We start from the raw sequence: 15,695 nt of genomic DNA, 5'->3' as shown, positions 1-15,695 counted from the left end.
ACTCAAATTAAAACGTCTATTATTAACTTGAGTGGAAGCAGATAAAATTAAACGGAAAATGATTATCTGTTTTTGTGCCTATTTTGATAGCACAAAATGGCTGATGGTAAACCACCAGCCATTAAGCCTGAGAAACAGGGCATTAGTGAATCAAAAATTATTTGATTTCTACTTTTGCACCAGCTTCTTCTAATTCTTTCTTAAGCGCTTCAGCTTCTTCTTTAGAGATGCCTTCTTTTAACGCTGCAGGTGCAGATTCAACTAAGTCTTTCGCTTCTTTCAAGCCTAAACCAGTTGCACCACGTACTGCTTTGATTACTGCTACTTTGTTTGCACCAGCTTCAGCAAGTACTACATCAAATTCAGTTTTCTCTTCTGCCGCTGCTGCTGCGCCACCTGCTGGTGCTGCTGCTACTGCTGCCGCTGCTGAAACGCCGAATTTTTCTTCCATCGCTGCGATTAATTCAACGATTTCAGTTACAGTTTTAGAAGCAATCGCTTCAATAATTTGTTCGTTAGTTAATGACATAACAATCAATCCCTAAAATAAATAAAGTTAGATGAAGTAAGAAACGCTTGGTAATTAAGCCGCTTCTTGTAATTTGTCGCGTAATGCCGCAAAAGTGCGAGCAAGTTTGCCTGCCGCAGCTTCTTTCATTGTGCCCATTAAACGTGCAATTGCTTCTTCGTAAGTTGGTAATGTTGCTAAGAATTCAACATCTTGGATCTTACCTTCAAAGGCTGCACCTTTAATTTCAAACTTATCGTTTGCTTTAGCAAACTCTTTGAACAAACGAGCCGCTGCGCCCGGGTGTTCGTTAGAGAAGGCGATAAGTGTTGGACCTACAAACGTATCTTTCAAGCATTCGTAATCTGTGCCTTCAACCGCACGGCGTAATAAAGTATTACGAACCACACGCATTGTTACACCAGCTTCACGAGCTGACTTACGTAATTCAGTCATTTTATCAACAGTCACACCGCGAGAATCTGCGATCACTGCTGAAAGTGCACCTTTGGCTGCTTCATTTACTTCAGCAACAATTGCTTGTTTGTCTTGAAGATTTAATGCCATTGGCTTTTAGCTCCTGAATACACTCCGATTTCTCGGAATTAATTTACCTAATCTAAGATTAGGACGACTTCGGTGCCCAGAAGCAAGAAAAATTCTTATTCTGTACACCATCTACGTAGGATGATTAAGATTGCTCCCCTACGGTCTTGGACGGGGCTTGAATAGGTCAAGCACCAACCAGAAATGCGGTTATAGCCTAAAGCCATAACAAAGGTGCAAGATTATAAAGTGAATCCTTTTTCTTGTAAAGCCATTTGGCGAAAAAAGATCCAAAACAACACCTGATATTATTTTCTTACCGCAATGGCTTCAATTTCCAACCCGACATCTTTCGGTAAACGTGCAACTTCTACACAAGAACGGGCAGGAAAAGTCGGATGATTGTTCTCTTTAAAGAAACGCTCATACTCCGCATTCACCACAGCAAAATCATTTAAATCTTTCACAAATACGGTAGTTTTCACAATATCCGCTACGCTTAAGCCGGCTTGTTCCACAATCGCTTTGACGTTTTCTAAAGATTGACGGGCTTGTGCCACTATATCGGTCGGCACTTCCCCTGTTGCCGGATTTACCGGAATTTGACCTGAGGTCAACACCAAATTCCCTAAATCTACCGCCTGAACATAAGGACCAATTGCAGCAGGCGCTTTTTCGGTATGAATAATTTTTGTCATCGTTAGTTCTCCTTTCTTACTTTTCATCGAGAAAAATGCGGTAAAACCAACCGCACTTTTTATTAATCAATTTCTTTCAATACATCATCAGAAAGCTCTTTCTGTGAACCTTCTTTTACTTTTCCGTCATTCACTTTAAATTCCAAATTTTGGAAATAGGCTTCACGGAATGTCACATAAGGATCTTGTGCTTGATTTAACAATTCGGCGTTATCCAAATTCTTGGCACGGGTATCCAGCACTTGAACACCATATTTAACCAGTGAAAACGGACCATCCACTGCCCACTCCCAAAACGGATACATATAGGCGGCATCCACCACAGCCCCGGTTAGTTGGCGAGGGGTTGTCGCATTATACAAAGGCAGAACCATATAAGCACCGGCATCCACACCATAACTGCCTAATGTTTCACCAAATCCACGTTGTTCGTAAACCTGCAGTTCTTTGCTTGCACTGGCAAAATCAAATAAACCGCCTAAACCAAACACCGTATTAATCCAGAAACGATTGAAATGTACAAAAGCCTTTTTCGGCTCCCCCTCAATCATACGGTTCACAAAACTTACCGGCTCATCTAAGTTATTCGCCACGTTAGTCAGCCCTTTGGTGACCGGTGTCGGCACATAATCACGCCAACCTTTCGCTGCGGGTTCTAACACATAGCGATCCACCACGTTGTAGTTAAAATCCCACATCGTGCGGTTAAAGCCCTCCATTGGGTCGTTACGTTCACCATCGGGTTTCGTTGCACAACCGCTCAATACCATCGCACCCAAAAGTGCGGTTAAAATTGCTTGTTTTTTCATTCGCTATCCTATTTTCGATAGTTCACTTATAAGCTATACGCTTTAATATACGGCAACTTACCTTTTTCCAACATATCTTGAATACCGCTTTGGTGATCATTTGTCCCTAAGCCACGTAATTCAAAGGTTACGCCGATACTATTATCATACAACACTTCATCTTGTTTTTGATTTTGGCGATTGGTCACATAACGTCTGGCACCGACACCAATCGCCCAACAGCAGCTGTTATATTGCACGCCAAGGTATTGTTCTACCGGTTTTTTCAGAGCTAAGTCTTGATAATATTTTCCGACTACCGCCCAATTATCCGTCACTTCCCAAGCCGCAACCAAACCTACTTGTTTAATATCTTGCTTATAAGCATTAGCAGAGCGCCCTAAGTTTTGGTCGATATAAGCTTGGCTCGCATAGCGATAATTGAATTGAATTAAATTATTTCTTTCCGGATTATATTCAATGCTGGTATTGGCGAGTGAAGTTTTCTTCAACTGAGTATCATATTGATAGCTACCGTGCCAGTTCCAATTATCATTGATTTTCCAGTTTGATTCCAACGCCCAAGAGGAAGAAGAACGCTGTGTACTATTTGCCGGATTACTGTCAATTTTAGAATCCGTTAAGTAATAGGTTTGTCCGGCAGAGAAATTAAAACGTTCCCTTGAATGTCTATCATAAAAGCGAGTTGTTCCCCCCAAAGTGATTTGGTTAGCGGAAGCAATACGGTCTAACCCGCTATAACGGCGATCACGGAACAAAGAGTAATAATCTTGCTGAACTAACGAAGAATCATAGCCATACCCCAAATAATCATTGGTACGGCTTGAACCGATATTGCTTTGATTACGATACGGGCGATACAAATACTGTGCGCGAGGCTCAAAGGTTTGCGTATAATCTTTTAAGAATGTGGTATCCCGTGCTAAAACGGTTTGTAAATCCACTTTAATTTGTGGAATAACCCGATTTACCCGGCTGTCAACCTCTTCTGCCCCAACGCCTTTGCCTTTTTTCTGTTGGTAATGGGTCGCATAAAGTTTGGTTTCAATATTTAGGCTACCGTATCTATTCGACATTGCCGTGGCTAAACTTGGCTCAAGATGAAAACGCCAAGCCTTTGGCATAAGGCTACTGTCATTATCAAAACGCACTGCTTGTGAGAATAATTTGAAGTCTAGCCAGCCATTGGCTAAATCATTTTTATAATAGTTAAAATCCATTTGTGGCATCGCACGATAAGGCCCGATATCCACCTCATCAAAAATCTGGAATTGGCGTGCGGAAATGGCGAAATTATAATTTGGCTGATAGTAAGCGATACGGGCATATTGATTGGCATAACCGTCCGTACTGCTACCATAATCCGAGGTAAAATCGGTGAAATAGCGTTTATCACTCACACGGGTATAATCAATATTCAAACGCCAATTTTGAAGAAAAGAGGAACTGTGATTCCAATAGAATAAATGGCGTTTTCGGTTATCGCTAAAATATTCATCATAGCGATCACGCCCTAAATATTCACCGGCAATTTTACCTTCACCAACCGGTGTTAAATAGCGAAATTCACCGTTTAATTGCCAACCACGGTGCGACATATATTTCGGCGTGATGGTCGCATCATAATTCGGTGCGATATTCCAATAAATCGGTTGAGAATACCAATACCCGTCACGGCTCGAACTTCCGGCATTTGGAATGAGTAAACCGGAACGGCGACGATCACCAATAGGGAGTTGCAAATATGGCGTATAAAATATCGGGACACCCAGTACTTTAAAGCGGGCATGCCACATTTCTGCATATTCTTCTTTAATATACTGACGAATCTCCGAAGCATCCACCGCCCACGCATTATCATTCGGTAAACAGGACGTGAAAGTGGCATTTTTCATCACACGGGTATTATTGCGCAATTCGATTTCTTGCGCTTTTCCCCGACCTTGACGCCCGACTAATTGGTAATCGGCGTCCGCCACATTACCATCTTTAGAATCCAAATTAAAATCCGCATTTTGCCCTAACAGATTAATTTGATCATCTTTATAATCAAATCCGCCCCGCACATAGGCGAAACGTTGTAATGCGTTGCCTTCACCGGTTTGCTTCACCTCCACGGAATCGGCAATCAAATGACGGTTTCCTTGCTTGAGATCCGCATTTCCTTTATAAATTGCACTTGTCGGCTGATTAATTTCCGCATCGTCCGCTTCAATATAGACAGGCAAATCATTGGGATCCCCTGATACCACCTCACCGGAAAACTTTGGCACGCCCACCAAACATTGCGCACGCAAATCAGCCAACGTTGTTTGGCTATAAAGTGCGGTCAAAATAGAAAGAGAAATTAACGTATATTTTTTATTCATAATTCAATGTTTCATTGATGAAATTGGAAGGATTATACTGGAATATCATTTACAACAACAGCCATTTATATGGTCATTCACTAAGCCCATGGATTGCATAAAGGCATAGCAAGTGGTTTCCCCCACAAAAACAAAACCCCGTTTTTTTAAGGCTTTTGACATCGCCTTGGAAATGTCGGTTTTTGCCGGTACGGCAGACAAATCCGGCACATCATTCACAATGGGCTGATGATTAACAAACGACCAAATAAAATCACTGAAATTTTCACCGCACTTTTCCATCGCCAAATAAGCATTAGCATTTTTAACAATGGCTTCCAATTTCGCACGATGGCGAATCAGCCCCGCATTTTGCATACAGGCATCAATATCAAGTGCGGTCATTTTTGCGACTTTTTCGGGATCAAATTGATGAAATGCCGCACGGTAGGCTTCACGCTTTTTTAATACGGTAATCCACGACAAACCGGCTTGCTGTCCTTCCAAACAGATTTTTTCAAATAATTTTCGGCTATCGAATTCCGGCTTGCCCCATTCACTATCATGGTAGGCAATGTAAATGGGTAAATCCCCTGTCCACGAGCATCTTGTCATTGGCCCTCCTTTTTGACCTCACAATAAACCTTGATAAAATCCGGCATTACCCCACGCCATAAATGGAATGAATGTGCCGCTTGCGCCACCAACATGCCTAATCCATCACTGATATTCATCAAACCTAAGTGCTTACAATGTGCGATAAAAGGCGTATCCGAACCCTTGGCATATTGCATATCATAAAAAGCCTGTCCCAATTTGAGGATATCCGCTGAGACGGGAGCAGTATTTCCGCTTAACCCCGCAGAGGTGGCATTAATAATCAACGCATAAGATTGGTCAGGAATATTATCCATCGCCACCGCTTGAATCTCACCATAAGGCTGAAATATCTCCGCCAACGCTTGGGCTTTTGCTAACGTGCGGTTAGCTAGCACAATGTTTTGTTGAGCTTGTAGCAAAGGTAATAATACGCCTTGAGTTGCACCTCCCGCCCCTAAAATCAAAATACGCTGATGCGGTTTTATCCAATTTAAACGTTGTAAATCCGTCACAAGCCCAATGCCGTCCGTATTATCTGCATAAAGCCTGCCGTCTTCTAATTTTTTTAATGTATTGCAAGCCTGTGCAAGTCGAGCTCGTTCACTATGTTCATCGGCAAGTTGATAGGCACGAGATTTAAAAGGTGCGGTCACATTACAGCCTTTTGCCCCTTGCGAGAAAAATGTGGCAAGTTGTTGCTCAAAGGTATCTAAATCACCTAATTTTGCCTCATAGTTCATCGCTTGTTGGGTTTGTTGCGCAAATTTACCTTGAATCAGTGGCGATAAACTTTGTGCAATGGGATTTCCCCACACCGCATAATAATCCATATATTATCCTTGTCTAAAAAGTTGGTGAGTCATCAAATCACGAATCTCAGAGGGATTTTTTGCATTCCCTACTGCTAGATCTAACACGGGAAAATCCTCACCAAATTGCGACCGCACTTCCTCCGCTGTTCGACAGGGAGGCTCACCGGTTAAATTCGCACTGGTTGAGGTTAACGCAAAGCCCGTGGCTTCGCATAATGCCTGCACAGCCGGGTGATCGCTCAAACGCACTGCAATGCGATTAAATTTTCCGGTAAGAAAAGCAGGCACATTCGATTTTGCCGGCACCGCCCAAGTAATCGGGCGATCATAATGTGTCTTTAATTTCGCCAGTTGGCTTTCATCTAGCTCATCAATATCGATAAAAGGTAATAAAAAATCGAGCGTTGGCGCAATCAAAATTAATCCCTTTTCCACCGGACGCTGTTTTAAATCAAGTAATTTTTTAACCGCACTTTCGCTCAAGGGATTACATCCCAACCCAAACACTGCCTCGGTAGGGTAAGCGACAATCTGATTCTGTAATAAATAGGCGGTAATTTGTTGTAACGTCATTTGGCTATCTCAAAAATATGGCGACAGGTTTTGTTGGCACATTGCATTTGTTGTCCTGTTTCGTTTTCACTTTTTAACAAGGCGAGGGAAAAACCACATTGTGGACAAGGCATTTCATAAGGCTGTGTCGGTAAAGAGAATTTACAATGGGGAAAGCTGTCGCAACCATAAAATATTTTACCTTGTCGCCCACGACGTGCCACCAAATGCCCTTTCCCACATTCGGGGCAAGGTATTTTCTCCTCGATTTTTTGTTCTTCATGCACCACAAAATCGCACTGTGGATAAGCCCGACAGCCAATAAACATACCAAATGCCCCTTGTTTCAACTGTAACAAATCGCCACATTGCGGACAGGATTCCTCAAGCTCTTTCAGCACTTTATGCTCCACTCGATGCAAAGGGCGTAAATAATCGCATTGCGGATAACTGCTACACCCCAAAAACAATCCTTTTTTGCCTTGTTTAATCTGCAAAATCGAACCGCACGTTGGACAGTATTCTTCTTGTTTAGTGTGATGAAAAAGGGATTCGTTCATAATCACTCCGCATTCGATAATATTTCTTCCAGCATATCCTGAGTTTCCATCCAATCCGTTTCCACCGCTTCCAATGCTTTTTTAGTCTCCACCTGTTGTGCCAAAAGTGCGGTTAATTTTTCCTTATTTTCTGGACTGTAAAGTGCAGAATCCGCAAGACCGTTTTCAATTTCCGCAAGCTGTTCGGTTAAGGTATTCATTTTTTCTTCCAACTGCGCAATTTTTTTACGAAGTGGCGCGGTTTGCTGGCGTAGTTCCGCCTCGCGACGTTTTTGTTCTTTACGATTTTGGCTGGAATGAGTGTTTTCCTGAGGAAGAGTTTGTTCCGCTGATTTTACAGAGGATTGGTTGTTTTGCTCCATCAGCCATTTTTGATAATCCTCTAAATCACCTTTAAATTCTTCCACTTGTTTATCGTGTACCAGATAAAATTCTTCCACTGTATTGCGTAGCAAATGGCGGTCGTGCGATACCACCACCAAGGATCCCTCATAATCCACCAAGGCTTCCGTTAAGGCTTGGCGCATATCAAGATCCAAATGGTTCGTCGGCTCATCCAACAACAGTAAATTCGGGCGTTGCCAGACAATCAGCGCTAAAACCAAACGTGCCTTTTCCCCACCGGAAAAAGAGGAAACGGGCTGATTCACCTTATCACCGTGAAAGGCAAAACTGCCGAGATAATCCCGCATTTGTTGTTCTGTTTGTTCCGGTGCGAGTTTTTGCATATGCCACAAAGCGGATTCTTCCGCACGTAGCGTATCCAGTTGATGCTGGGCGAAATAACCCAATTGCACGCCTTTGGCGAGCTGTACCATACCGGAAAGTGGGCTAAGCTCTTGTGCCAAAAGTTTAATCAAAGTAGATTTGCCCGCCCCATTTTGTCCCAATAATCCAATGCGAGAACCCGGCACAAGGTTGAGTTTAATTTTACTCAAAATTTCAACCGCACTTTCACCTTCGCCATAACCGGCACTGGCTTGTTCAATCATCACCAAAGGATTAGGCAAGGAAACAGGCGGACGAAAAGCAAAAGTGAAAGGATTATCGGCATAGGCCGGCGCAATTAATTCCATTCGCTCTAAGGCTTTCACACGACTTTGCGCCTGTTTTGCTTTGGTGGCTTTGGCTTTAAAGCGATCGATATAGCTTTGTAAATGGGCAATTTTTTGTTGTTGCTGACGATACATAGCCGCTTGTTGGGCGAGTTTAGTGGCACGCTGTACTTCAAAAGAGGAGTAATCCCCCGTATATTCATTGAGTTTTTGATTCTCTATATGCAAAATTTTCGTCACAATAGGATCAAGAAAATCACGGTCGTGAGAAATTAACACTAACGTGCCTTGATAATTCACCAACCAACGTTCCAGCCAGATCACCGCATCCAAATCTAAATGGTTGGTTGGTTCATCAAGCAACAATAAATCCGAAGGACAAAGCAACGCCTGGGCTAAATTCAAGCGCATCCGCCAACCACCCGAGAAAGATTTTACAGTATGCTGCGTTTCCGCCTGCGTAAATCCTAAACCGTGCAACAGGGTTTCCGCCCGTGATTGAATCGTCCAAGCATTGATGGCATCAAGCCTGTCGTGAATACGCGCAATGGCGTTGCCATCATTGCGTTCATTCGCCTGAGCTAATTCCGCTTGCAAACGGCAATATTCACGATCCCCTTGAATCACATAATCCAATGCGGAAATATCCAATGCCGGCGTTTCCTGATTCACCCACGACACCGCCCAATTTGACGGATAGGTAATCTCGCCCCCCTCGGGCTGAAGTTCTTTTTTTAATAACGCAAACAAAGAAGATTTGCCACAGCCGTTTTTCCCCACCAACCCGACTTTTTGTTTCGGATTAATCGTTGCTGTGGCATTTTCAAGTAATTCTGTCTGCCCACGTTTTAAAGAAATATTACTAAATACAATCATTTTTCTAAGGGATTCTTCAAATTTTGGCTATTTTGCAACATTATATGAAAGATACAAAATATGTTTTAATTTTAATCAATAACAAAGAAATCACACTATATAATTCTTACTTTTGATAGATGGCATCAATTGGCAACTCCGCTCTCATCCACCCATCAAAACCACCAATAACGCTATAGACATTTTCATAACCCTGCTCCGCTAAAAACGTGGCGACATTTCGGCTACTGATGCCGTGATAGCAGCTGATAATAATAGGGGAGTCGAAATCCACCAATTCTTCAAACTGTAAAAAGGTTTGATTGGTTAAATGAAATGCTCCCTTTGGGTGTGAATAGGTATAACGCTGTGCATCACGCACATCGGCAAGTATCGCGCCCTGCTGCGCCATTTCCCACGCTTGTTGTGGGGTAATTTCTTTAAATGACATTATAAAGATCCTTTTGCGTGCTGTTTATACACGCCATCAATAATCACAAGGCTCATCGCCAACACTAAACAAATAAAAAGCGGGTAACTCTCCCCATCAATTTTTTCACCAATAAAAAAGGAAACAAACACCATCATTATGGTTTCCACATAGCCCAATAGCCCCAGTAAATTCATCGGCAGCATATTGCTGGCAATCACATAAGCAATCAATGCTGTGCCGCTAATCAACCCAAGCAGCACCAATAATGCCCAGATATTCGGATTACTTTGTTCCACCACCGCAAAATCTGTTTGTAAGGCAAAGTAAATGCTAATCGGGATTAAACTGAGCATTTCGAGACAAAAAGAAGCAAGATCCGTATTTTTCAATGCTTTTCGAATGGAAAAATACGAGGTGTAACCCACACAAATGACAATCGCTTCCCAAGATAACCCGCTTTTGATCACGATATTTGAAATCACACCAAGAGCAGCAATTAACACGGCAATAAATTTAAAAGTAGAAATCCGTTCCTTAAAAATTAATCGTCCGGCAGCCACCATTACAATTGGCAGTAATAAATAGCCAAAAGAAACGCTCAGCGAACTCCCATTATTCGGCGCCCATAAAAATAACCACATTTGAAAGCCCATTAATGCCCCACAGAAAATATAAGAAAGGGCAAAGAGCGGTCGTTTTTGAAGGTGTTTTAAACGTTCGATCAGTGCATTTTTTTGTTTGAACATCAAGACGGCTAACATCACAAAAGGGAAGGTGAAAATCATTCGATAGCCAAAAATATCCGTACCGCTTAAAGGTTTGAGCAAGGTGGAAAAATAATACATATAGCCAAACAAAAAAGAGGCGAAGAGCGAAACGAGAATACCTTTTAACATAGGAAATCCTTAGGGTCTGTGGACGTTTTGTTTTTTTACCTGCGTTGTCGCACCATTCTATTCTAACATTTCCCAAAACGCACGAATTAAGGGTTGGGCTAAATTCCTTTTTTGCGTACAAACACCCAATTCAAAGGGGGCAACGGGTATATCTAAGTTTAAACGGGAAATTTGATCACGCATTGGGCTGTTATCAATCACCGCATCAGGCAACATCGCCAAACCAAAACCTAACCCTACCATCGGCACAATACCCTCATGCCCTGCCACTGTGGCATAAATTTTTGGATGCTTGATTTGTTTTTCACGTAACCATTGTTCAATCCGTTGTCTGGCATGGCCTTCCACGGGAAAAATAAAAGGCATTTGTTGCCAATTAATGGGCTTCTCTTGCAATAACTGCGTTGCCAAGCAGGCAACACGTGGTGCAATCAGCGAAAGATGAACATCGTCAATTTTATGAAATACCACACTTGCAGGTAGATTATTCGGTTTTCCTGCCAGGGCGAGATCCACTTGCTGACTTTGCACTAATTCCAAGGCTAACGCCGGATCACCGGTGGTGAGCTGAATTTCCACTTTGGGATAACGTTGGCGAAATTGTTTTAATATCTGTGGCAAATGGCTATAAGATGCCGTTACCGAACAAAAAAGCTTGAGTTCGCCACTCAGTTCACCCATCTCATCATTGAGTTGCTGTTTAAGTTGTTGCCAGTTTTGCCACTCAACCTTAGCAAACAGAAGAAACGTCTCACCATATTCGGTGAGATTCACTTGACGGTTATCACGAATAAAAAGGGTTTTCCCCAACTCTTCTTCCATGCGTTGAATTTGGCGTGAAAGGGTAGAAGGGGACATGTGGTTTTGGGTAGCGGTTTTAGCGAAGTTTTTGGTTTCCGCTAGTTTTATGAATAAGTTGAGATCGGTGAAGTTCATAAAGTTCCCTTTATTTTTGTACTGAAATCTTCCAATGGTGATTTACTTTCCTTTGTTTTATTAATATCGGGTTTCTCCGATGGCGACTTACTTTTTCTTTGCTTTGCCAAAGAAAAAGTAAGCAAAAAGAAAAGCAACCCTGCTTTTCCTTGTTTCCTTTGTTCCATTGAATTTGCTTAACGGAAATTTTCTGAACTCGCTACGCTCAAACAGACGAAAATTTCCTACAAATTCAATTCCACAAAGGCGGAAAAGAAGGGAACCCCAAAGTGCATATTTAATAAAGTGCGGTTGAATATAACAATGTTTTTTACATTTAGTTGTTTTAAATAACGCTCTGTCAAAGCGGCCCCCATATAAATCGCCTTTGCGACTTTCAATTTTTAGGTAATTTTCGTCTGTTTGAGCCGCTTGCGGCGAGTTCAGAAAATTACCGTGAAGAAAATTGAAACCAAGCAAAGATCAGCGATTTAACTGGGGCGTGTTTTCTTTGCCTACTTTCTTTTACACGAGTAAAAGAAAGTAGGTCGCCGGTGAAAAACGATTTCAATTAAAGCAAACATCATAATTGCAAAAAATGAAATAAATCATTCCCATAATATCACTTTACGCAACCACAAAAAACCTTATAATCCAACTCACAATAAAAACTATGCAAACACAACATCATACAATCATTCACCCTTACAAAATTAAGGAAAACATATGGCTAACTATTTCAACACATTGAATTTACGTCAAAAATTAGACCAATTAGGTCGTTGTCGCTTTATGGATCGTGAAGAATTTGCCGATGAAGCGAATTTCTTAAAAGGCAAAAAAATTGTTATCGTGGGCTGTGGTGCACAGGGGTTAAACCAAGGTTTAAATATGCGTGATTCCGGTTTGGATGTGAGCTATGCCTTACGCCCGGAAGCCATTGCAGAAAAACGTGCCTCATTTCAACGTGCCACAGAAAATGGTTTTAACGTCGGCACTTATCAAGAATTAATTCCAACAGCCGATTTAGTAGTAAACCTCACCCCAGATAAACAGCACTCAAAAGTCGTGGCAGATGTGATGCCATTAATGAAACAAGGTGCGGCATTCGGCTATTCCCACGGTTTCAACATCGTTGAACAAGGTGAACAAATTCGTCCTGATTTAACCGTTGTCATGGTGGCGCCAAAATGTCCGGGTACAGAAGTGCGTGAAGAATACAAACGTGGTTTTGGTGTGCCAACCTTAATCGCTGTTCACCCTGAAAATGACCCGAAAGGTGAGGGTATGGCTATTGCGAAAGCATGGGCGGCGGCAACCGGTGGTCATCGTGCGGGCGTGCTAGAATCTTCATTCGTGGCAGAAGTAAAATCCGATTTAATGGGTGAACAAACCATTCTTTGCGGTATGTTACAAGCCGGTTCTATCGTATGCTACGACAAATTAGTGGCAGACGGCAAAGATCCTGCCTATGCCGGAAAATTAATCCAATACGGCTGGGAAACCATCACCGAAGCCTTAAAACAAGGCGGTATCACATTAATGATGGATCGCTTGTCCAACAGTGCGAAATTGCGTGCCTTTGAGCTTTCCGAACAAATTAAAGAAAAACTCGGTTTCCTATACTACAAACATATGGATGACATCATCAGCGGTCACTTCTCCGAAACCATGATGGCAGACTGGGCAACCGGCGATAAAGATTTACTCGCATGGCGTGAAGCTACGGCTAAAACTGCCTTTGAAAATGCCCCAAAATATGATGGCAAAATCAGCGAGCAAGAATATTTTGATAATGGAGTGTTAATGATCGCAATGGTAAAAGCCGGTGTGGAACTTGCCTTTGACGCTATGGTAGAAAGTGGAATTTATGAAGAATCCGCTTACTACGAATCACTTCACGAATTACCATTAATTGCCAACACTATTGCGCGTAAACGTTTATATGAAATGAACGTGGTGATTTCGGACACCGCAGAATACGGTAACTACTTATTCTCTAACGTAGCGACCCCTATTCTTGCCAAAGAAATTATCCCAACCCTACAAAAAGGCGACTTGGGAGAACCAACCCCAACCGTTGAAATCGACAACATCACCTTGCGTGATGTCAACGATGCCATCCGTAACCACCCGGTTGAATTAATCGGTCAAGAGTTACGTGGCTATATGACAGATATGAAACGTATTGCCGTTGCGGGTTAATAACTGATACGATTGCACACCGACTTAGTTAAAGCTAAGTCGGTTTTTTTGTTCTAAGTTCTCCTAAATTTCTTAGTTTCTTAGTTCTCATTTTTGACACTCAATAATTTTTTTATATAGAAAAATATCAAAAAAGCACTTTCAAACCACAAAAAAACCATTTATGATTATTTAAATAGAATTTAGCCAAGAAAAAATCAAATATGGAAAATATCAGCGCCCAATTAGAAACTCAAATTGATGAGCTAAAAAAACTCCAAAAATCCTTTATGCTTTATGAACAAGCTCAACGCCAACAACTTTATGAAGGAAAAATCGTTGATCTTAAAGCCTTTGGACGTTTATTAAATAATAAACGCAAAGCTCTTGGTATTGAACTCAGTATGCTTGAGCTCCAAACCGGTATTTCAATCTCTACTTTAAATCGTTTATTTCAAGATCCAAGCCAAGTACGCTTTTCCACCGTACTCACTGTCTCACGAACATTAGGAATATCACTATGCGCGATCTAGTTCGGTCAGCTCGTGTATTTCTCTATGGCGAATTCATTGGGCTACTTCGAGAAGATAAATATGGCTTTCATTTTGCCTATAATCCGGATTATCAAGGCATACCGCTTTCACTCAGCCTTCCTATAGCGCAAAGCCCTTTTCATTCGTACACCTTATTTCCTTATTTTGCGTCTTTAATTCCCGAAGGCTGGCTCAAGAAAAAATATGCGACCTATCAACAAATTGATGAACATGACCTCTTTCGTTTTCTGATTAACAATGGAGAAAATATGTTAGGTGCAGTACAAATATTTCGGGAGGAACAATGACTTTATGCCATATATCAATGAAAGCATTGAAAAATAATGAAATAGAATCAGGCTATAGTGAAGAAGGGTTATATCAACTTACCGGAAATAAAAAATTCAATCCCAAATTGCCTTTTTCCCGCCACGAGTTTATCACCAGCAAACCTAGAAAACAGAAAGGAATGAGCATTTCAGGCTTTCAACCGAAACTCCAGCTCATCATTAACGAAAATCAATTCAACAGCATTGATCAACAAGGGAACTATATTTTAAAACCCTCACCGGATGCATACCCTTTCCTTGCGGAAAATGAACACACCACTATGCGCGTGATGGCAGAACTCGGGTTTGATGTGCCGGTAAATGGCTTATTTCCTTTTACAAGCGAATCCACAGAAAAAGAACTTGCTTTTGTCATAAAACGGTTTGATCGTGATGAAAACAGTAAACCCATTCATCAAGAACAACTTGATGGGGCAATGAATATCAAAGAAAAATACGGAAAAATTAAGTCAGATAACGAACAATACATTAGCTACGAGCGAGTTGCTAAATTTATTTTGCAACATACAGAAAACAATTTAGCCTTGCAGAGAGAATTATTTCGCCGTATTGTTTATGCCTATTTACTGGCAAACAACGATTTACATTTACGCAATTTTTCCTTGCTTTATCCTAAAAATAACTTACCTAAATTAGCGCCTATTTACGATTTTGTTTCTGTTGCGCCCTACGAGGAATTTAATTCAGCACTACTTGCATTGCCTTTATTGGAAAAAGAAGAGGGCAACCAATCTCTCGCACACGGATTTAACACCCAATACGGCGAATACATTGGAGATGATTTTATTGAATTTGGCGAAAATATTGGTTTGAACAAGAAAGTGATATTGCAAAAATTAATACCGGAAATCATCAAAGAAAAAGAGAAGGTCGAAAGCGTTTATCAACATTCTTTTATGCCTCAATCTCACATTGAAACCGTATTAAAAACTTACCATAAACGTCTACTATTACTAGATATATGGGATGAACCAAGTATCGGCTAAATTGAAGTTGCGCCCCCTCTATCATAAGGCTAAAATTTAAGCCGATTTAATTTTA

Annotated in this window: 18 protein-coding genes; 4 read left to right on the top strand and 14 right to left on the bottom strand. The window is 41.4% G+C overall.

All coding sequences use genetic code 11. The features are described from left to right. Window positions 1-157 precede the first annotated feature (157 nt). The 14 genes from rplL to BKG94_RS09965 all read right to left on the bottom strand — a co-directional run bounded on the left by rplL (window position 158) and on the right by BKG94_RS09965 (window position 12,067). On the bottom strand, window positions 158-529 hold the full coding sequence (gene rplL, locus BKG94_RS04855) for a 50S ribosomal protein L7/L12 (RefSeq protein WP_077414190.1): 372 nt from the start codon (window positions 527-529) through the stop codon (window positions 158-160). A 54-nt stretch (window positions 530-583) separates the two neighbouring features. Beyond that, a complete protein-coding gene (gene rplJ, locus BKG94_RS04850) occupies window positions 584-1,075 on the bottom strand; it encodes a 50S ribosomal protein L10 (RefSeq protein WP_077414192.1) in 492 nt (163 codons plus the stop codon). A 287-nt stretch (window positions 1,076-1,362) separates the two neighbouring features. After that, entirely contained in the window at window positions 1,363-1,752 is a 390-nt protein-coding gene (locus tag BKG94_RS04845) for a RidA family protein (protein WP_026215482.1), read from the bottom strand. 62 nt (window positions 1,753-1,814) lie between these two features. Then, complete coding sequence (locus BKG94_RS04840; protein ID WP_077434773.1) at window positions 1,815-2,561, bottom strand: MlaA family lipoprotein; 747 nt, start codon at window positions 2,559-2,561, stop codon at window positions 1,815-1,817. Between the two features lie 26 nt (window positions 2,562-2,587). Then, window positions 2,588-4,930 carry an LPS assembly protein LptD gene (gene lptD, locus BKG94_RS04835; protein WP_077434771.1) on the bottom strand — a complete coding sequence of 781 codons (2,343 nt, stop codon included), beginning with the start codon at window positions 4,928-4,930 and terminating at the stop codon, window positions 2,588-2,590. Between the two features lie 45 nt (window positions 4,931-4,975). Continuing rightward, the gene (locus tag BKG94_RS04830) at window positions 4,976-5,524 is read right to left on the bottom strand and encodes a DNA-3-methyladenine glycosylase I (protein ID WP_077434769.1); all 549 of its coding nucleotides are present in this window, start codon (window positions 5,522-5,524) and stop codon (window positions 4,976-4,978) included. Then, window positions 5,521-6,339: a shikimate dehydrogenase gene (gene aroE, locus BKG94_RS04825; RefSeq protein ID WP_077434767.1), complete on the bottom strand. Its 819-nt coding sequence runs from the start codon at window positions 6,337-6,339 to the stop codon at window positions 5,521-5,523. Before aroE ends, BKG94_RS04830 begins: the two co-directional genes overlap by 4 nt. A gap of 3 nt (window positions 6,340-6,342) precedes the next feature. Beyond that, window positions 6,343-6,894 (bottom strand): L-threonylcarbamoyladenylate synthase type 1 TsaC, encoded by a 552-nt coding sequence (tsaC, locus tag BKG94_RS04820; RefSeq protein WP_077434765.1) that lies wholly within the window; start codon window positions 6,892-6,894, stop codon window positions 6,343-6,345. Next, window positions 6,891-7,433 carry a DNA topoisomerase family protein gene (locus tag BKG94_RS04815; RefSeq protein WP_077434763.1) on the bottom strand — a complete coding sequence of 181 codons (543 nt, stop codon included), beginning with the start codon at window positions 7,431-7,433 and terminating at the stop codon, window positions 6,891-6,893. The genes tsaC and BKG94_RS04815 overlap by 4 nt, the downstream gene beginning before the upstream one ends. 2 nt (window positions 7,434-7,435) lie before the next feature. After that, window positions 7,436-9,364 (bottom strand): ABC transporter ATP-binding protein, encoded by a 1,929-nt coding sequence (locus BKG94_RS04810; RefSeq protein ID WP_077434761.1) that lies wholly within the window; start codon window positions 9,362-9,364, stop codon window positions 7,436-7,438. Between the two features lie 106 nt (window positions 9,365-9,470). Next, the gene (glpE, locus tag BKG94_RS04805) at window positions 9,471-9,794 is read right to left on the bottom strand and encodes a thiosulfate sulfurtransferase GlpE (RefSeq protein WP_077434759.1); all 324 of its coding nucleotides are present in this window, start codon (window positions 9,792-9,794) and stop codon (window positions 9,471-9,473) included. After that, window positions 9,794-10,672: an EamA family transporter RarD gene (gene rarD, locus BKG94_RS04800; protein ID WP_077434757.1), complete on the bottom strand. Its 879-nt coding sequence runs from the start codon at window positions 10,670-10,672 to the stop codon at window positions 9,794-9,796. Before rarD ends, glpE begins: the two co-directional genes overlap by 1 nt. A gap of 57 nt (window positions 10,673-10,729) precedes the next feature. Next, window positions 10,730-11,608: an HTH-type transcriptional activator IlvY gene (gene ilvY / locus BKG94_RS04795; RefSeq protein WP_077434755.1), complete on the bottom strand. Its 879-nt coding sequence runs from the start codon at window positions 11,606-11,608 to the stop codon at window positions 10,730-10,732. Window positions 11,609-11,695: 87 nt separating this feature from the next. After that, a complete protein-coding gene (locus BKG94_RS09965) occupies window positions 11,696-12,067 on the bottom strand; it encodes a hypothetical protein (protein WP_158074639.1) in 372 nt (123 codons plus the stop codon). A 246-nt stretch (window positions 12,068-12,313) separates the two neighbouring features. Between BKG94_RS09965 and ilvC the strand changes: the two genes are divergently transcribed. The 4 genes from ilvC (at window position 12,314) to BKG94_RS04765 (ending at window position 15,640) form a co-directional block, all read left to right on the top strand. Continuing rightward, window positions 12,314-13,792 carry a ketol-acid reductoisomerase gene (ilvC, locus tag BKG94_RS04780; RefSeq protein ID WP_077434753.1) on the top strand — a complete coding sequence of 493 codons (1,479 nt, stop codon included), beginning with the start codon at window positions 12,314-12,316 and terminating at the stop codon, window positions 13,790-13,792. A 203-nt stretch (window positions 13,793-13,995) separates the two neighbouring features. Beyond that, complete coding sequence (locus BKG94_RS04775; protein ID WP_077434751.1) at window positions 13,996-14,304, top strand: helix-turn-helix domain-containing protein; 309 nt, start codon at window positions 13,996-13,998, stop codon at window positions 14,302-14,304. Next, window positions 14,292-14,612 carry a HipA N-terminal domain-containing protein gene (locus BKG94_RS04770; RefSeq protein ID WP_077434749.1) on the top strand — a complete coding sequence of 107 codons (321 nt, stop codon included), beginning with the start codon at window positions 14,292-14,294 and terminating at the stop codon, window positions 14,610-14,612. The genes BKG94_RS04775 and BKG94_RS04770 overlap by 13 nt, the downstream gene beginning before the upstream one ends. Then, the gene (locus BKG94_RS04765; RefSeq protein WP_077434747.1) at window positions 14,609-15,640 is read left to right on the top strand and encodes a HipA domain-containing protein; all 1,032 of its coding nucleotides are present in this window, start codon (window positions 14,609-14,611) and stop codon (window positions 15,638-15,640) included. The genes BKG94_RS04770 and BKG94_RS04765 overlap by 4 nt, the downstream gene beginning before the upstream one ends. Window positions 15,641-15,695 lie beyond the last annotated feature (55 nt).

Origin of the sequence: Rodentibacter ratti (assembly GCF_002000485.1) — a bacterium.
In the GTDB taxonomy this organism is placed as follows: Bacteria; Pseudomonadota; Gammaproteobacteria; order Enterobacterales; family Pasteurellaceae; genus Rodentibacter; species Rodentibacter ratti.
This window is presented reverse-complemented; position numbering and strand designations above follow the sequence as displayed.

Bases quoted from the DNA above. Each gene is read 5' to 3' on its own strand.
- rplL (WP_077414190.1), bottom strand. From the start codon at position 529: ATGTCATTAACTAACGAACAAATTATTGAAGCGATTGCTTCTAAAACT.
- rplJ (WP_077414192.1), bottom strand. From the start codon at position 1,075: ATGGCATTAAATCTTCAAGACAAACAAGCAATTGTTGCTGAAGTAAAT.
- BKG94_RS04845 (WP_026215482.1), bottom strand. From the start codon at position 1,752: ATGACAAAAATTATTCATACCGAAAAAGCGCCTGCTGCAATTGGTCCT.
- BKG94_RS04840 (WP_077434773.1), bottom strand. From the start codon at position 2,561: ATGAAAAAACAAGCAATTTTAACCGCACTTTTGGGTGCGATGGTATTG.
- lptD (WP_077434771.1), bottom strand. From the start codon at position 4,930: ATGAATAAAAAATATACGTTAATTTCTCTTTCTATTTTGACCGCACTT.
- BKG94_RS04830 (WP_077434769.1), bottom strand. From the start codon at position 5,524: ATGACAAGATGCTCGTGGACAGGGGATTTACCCATTTACATTGCCTAC.
- aroE (WP_077434767.1), bottom strand. From the start codon at position 6,339: ATGGATTATTATGCGGTGTGGGGAAATCCCATTGCACAAAGTTTATCG.
- tsaC (WP_077434765.1), bottom strand. From the start codon at position 6,894: ATGACGTTACAACAAATTACCGCCTATTTATTACAGAATCAGATTGTC.
- BKG94_RS04815 (WP_077434763.1), bottom strand. From the start codon at position 7,433: ATGAACGAATCCCTTTTTCATCACACTAAACAAGAAGAATACTGTCCA.
- BKG94_RS04810 (WP_077434761.1), bottom strand. From the start codon at position 9,364: ATGATTGTATTTAGTAATATTTCTTTAAAACGTGGGCAGACAGAATTA.
- glpE (WP_077434759.1), bottom strand. From the start codon at position 9,794: ATGTCATTTAAAGAAATTACCCCACAACAAGCGTGGGAAATGGCGCAG.
- rarD (WP_077434757.1), bottom strand. From the start codon at position 10,672: ATGTTAAAAGGTATTCTCGTTTCGCTCTTCGCCTCTTTTTTGTTTGGC.
- ilvY (WP_077434755.1), bottom strand. From the start codon at position 11,608: ATGAACTTCACCGATCTCAACTTATTCATAAAACTAGCGGAAACCAAA.
- ilvC (WP_077434753.1), top strand. From the start codon at position 12,314: ATGGCTAACTATTTCAACACATTGAATTTACGTCAAAAATTAGACCAA.
- BKG94_RS04775 (WP_077434751.1), top strand. From the start codon at position 13,996: ATGGAAAATATCAGCGCCCAATTAGAAACTCAAATTGATGAGCTAAAA.
- BKG94_RS04770 (WP_077434749.1), top strand. From the start codon at position 14,292: ATGCGCGATCTAGTTCGGTCAGCTCGTGTATTTCTCTATGGCGAATTC.
- BKG94_RS04765 (WP_077434747.1), top strand. From the start codon at position 14,609: ATGACTTTATGCCATATATCAATGAAAGCATTGAAAAATAATGAAATA.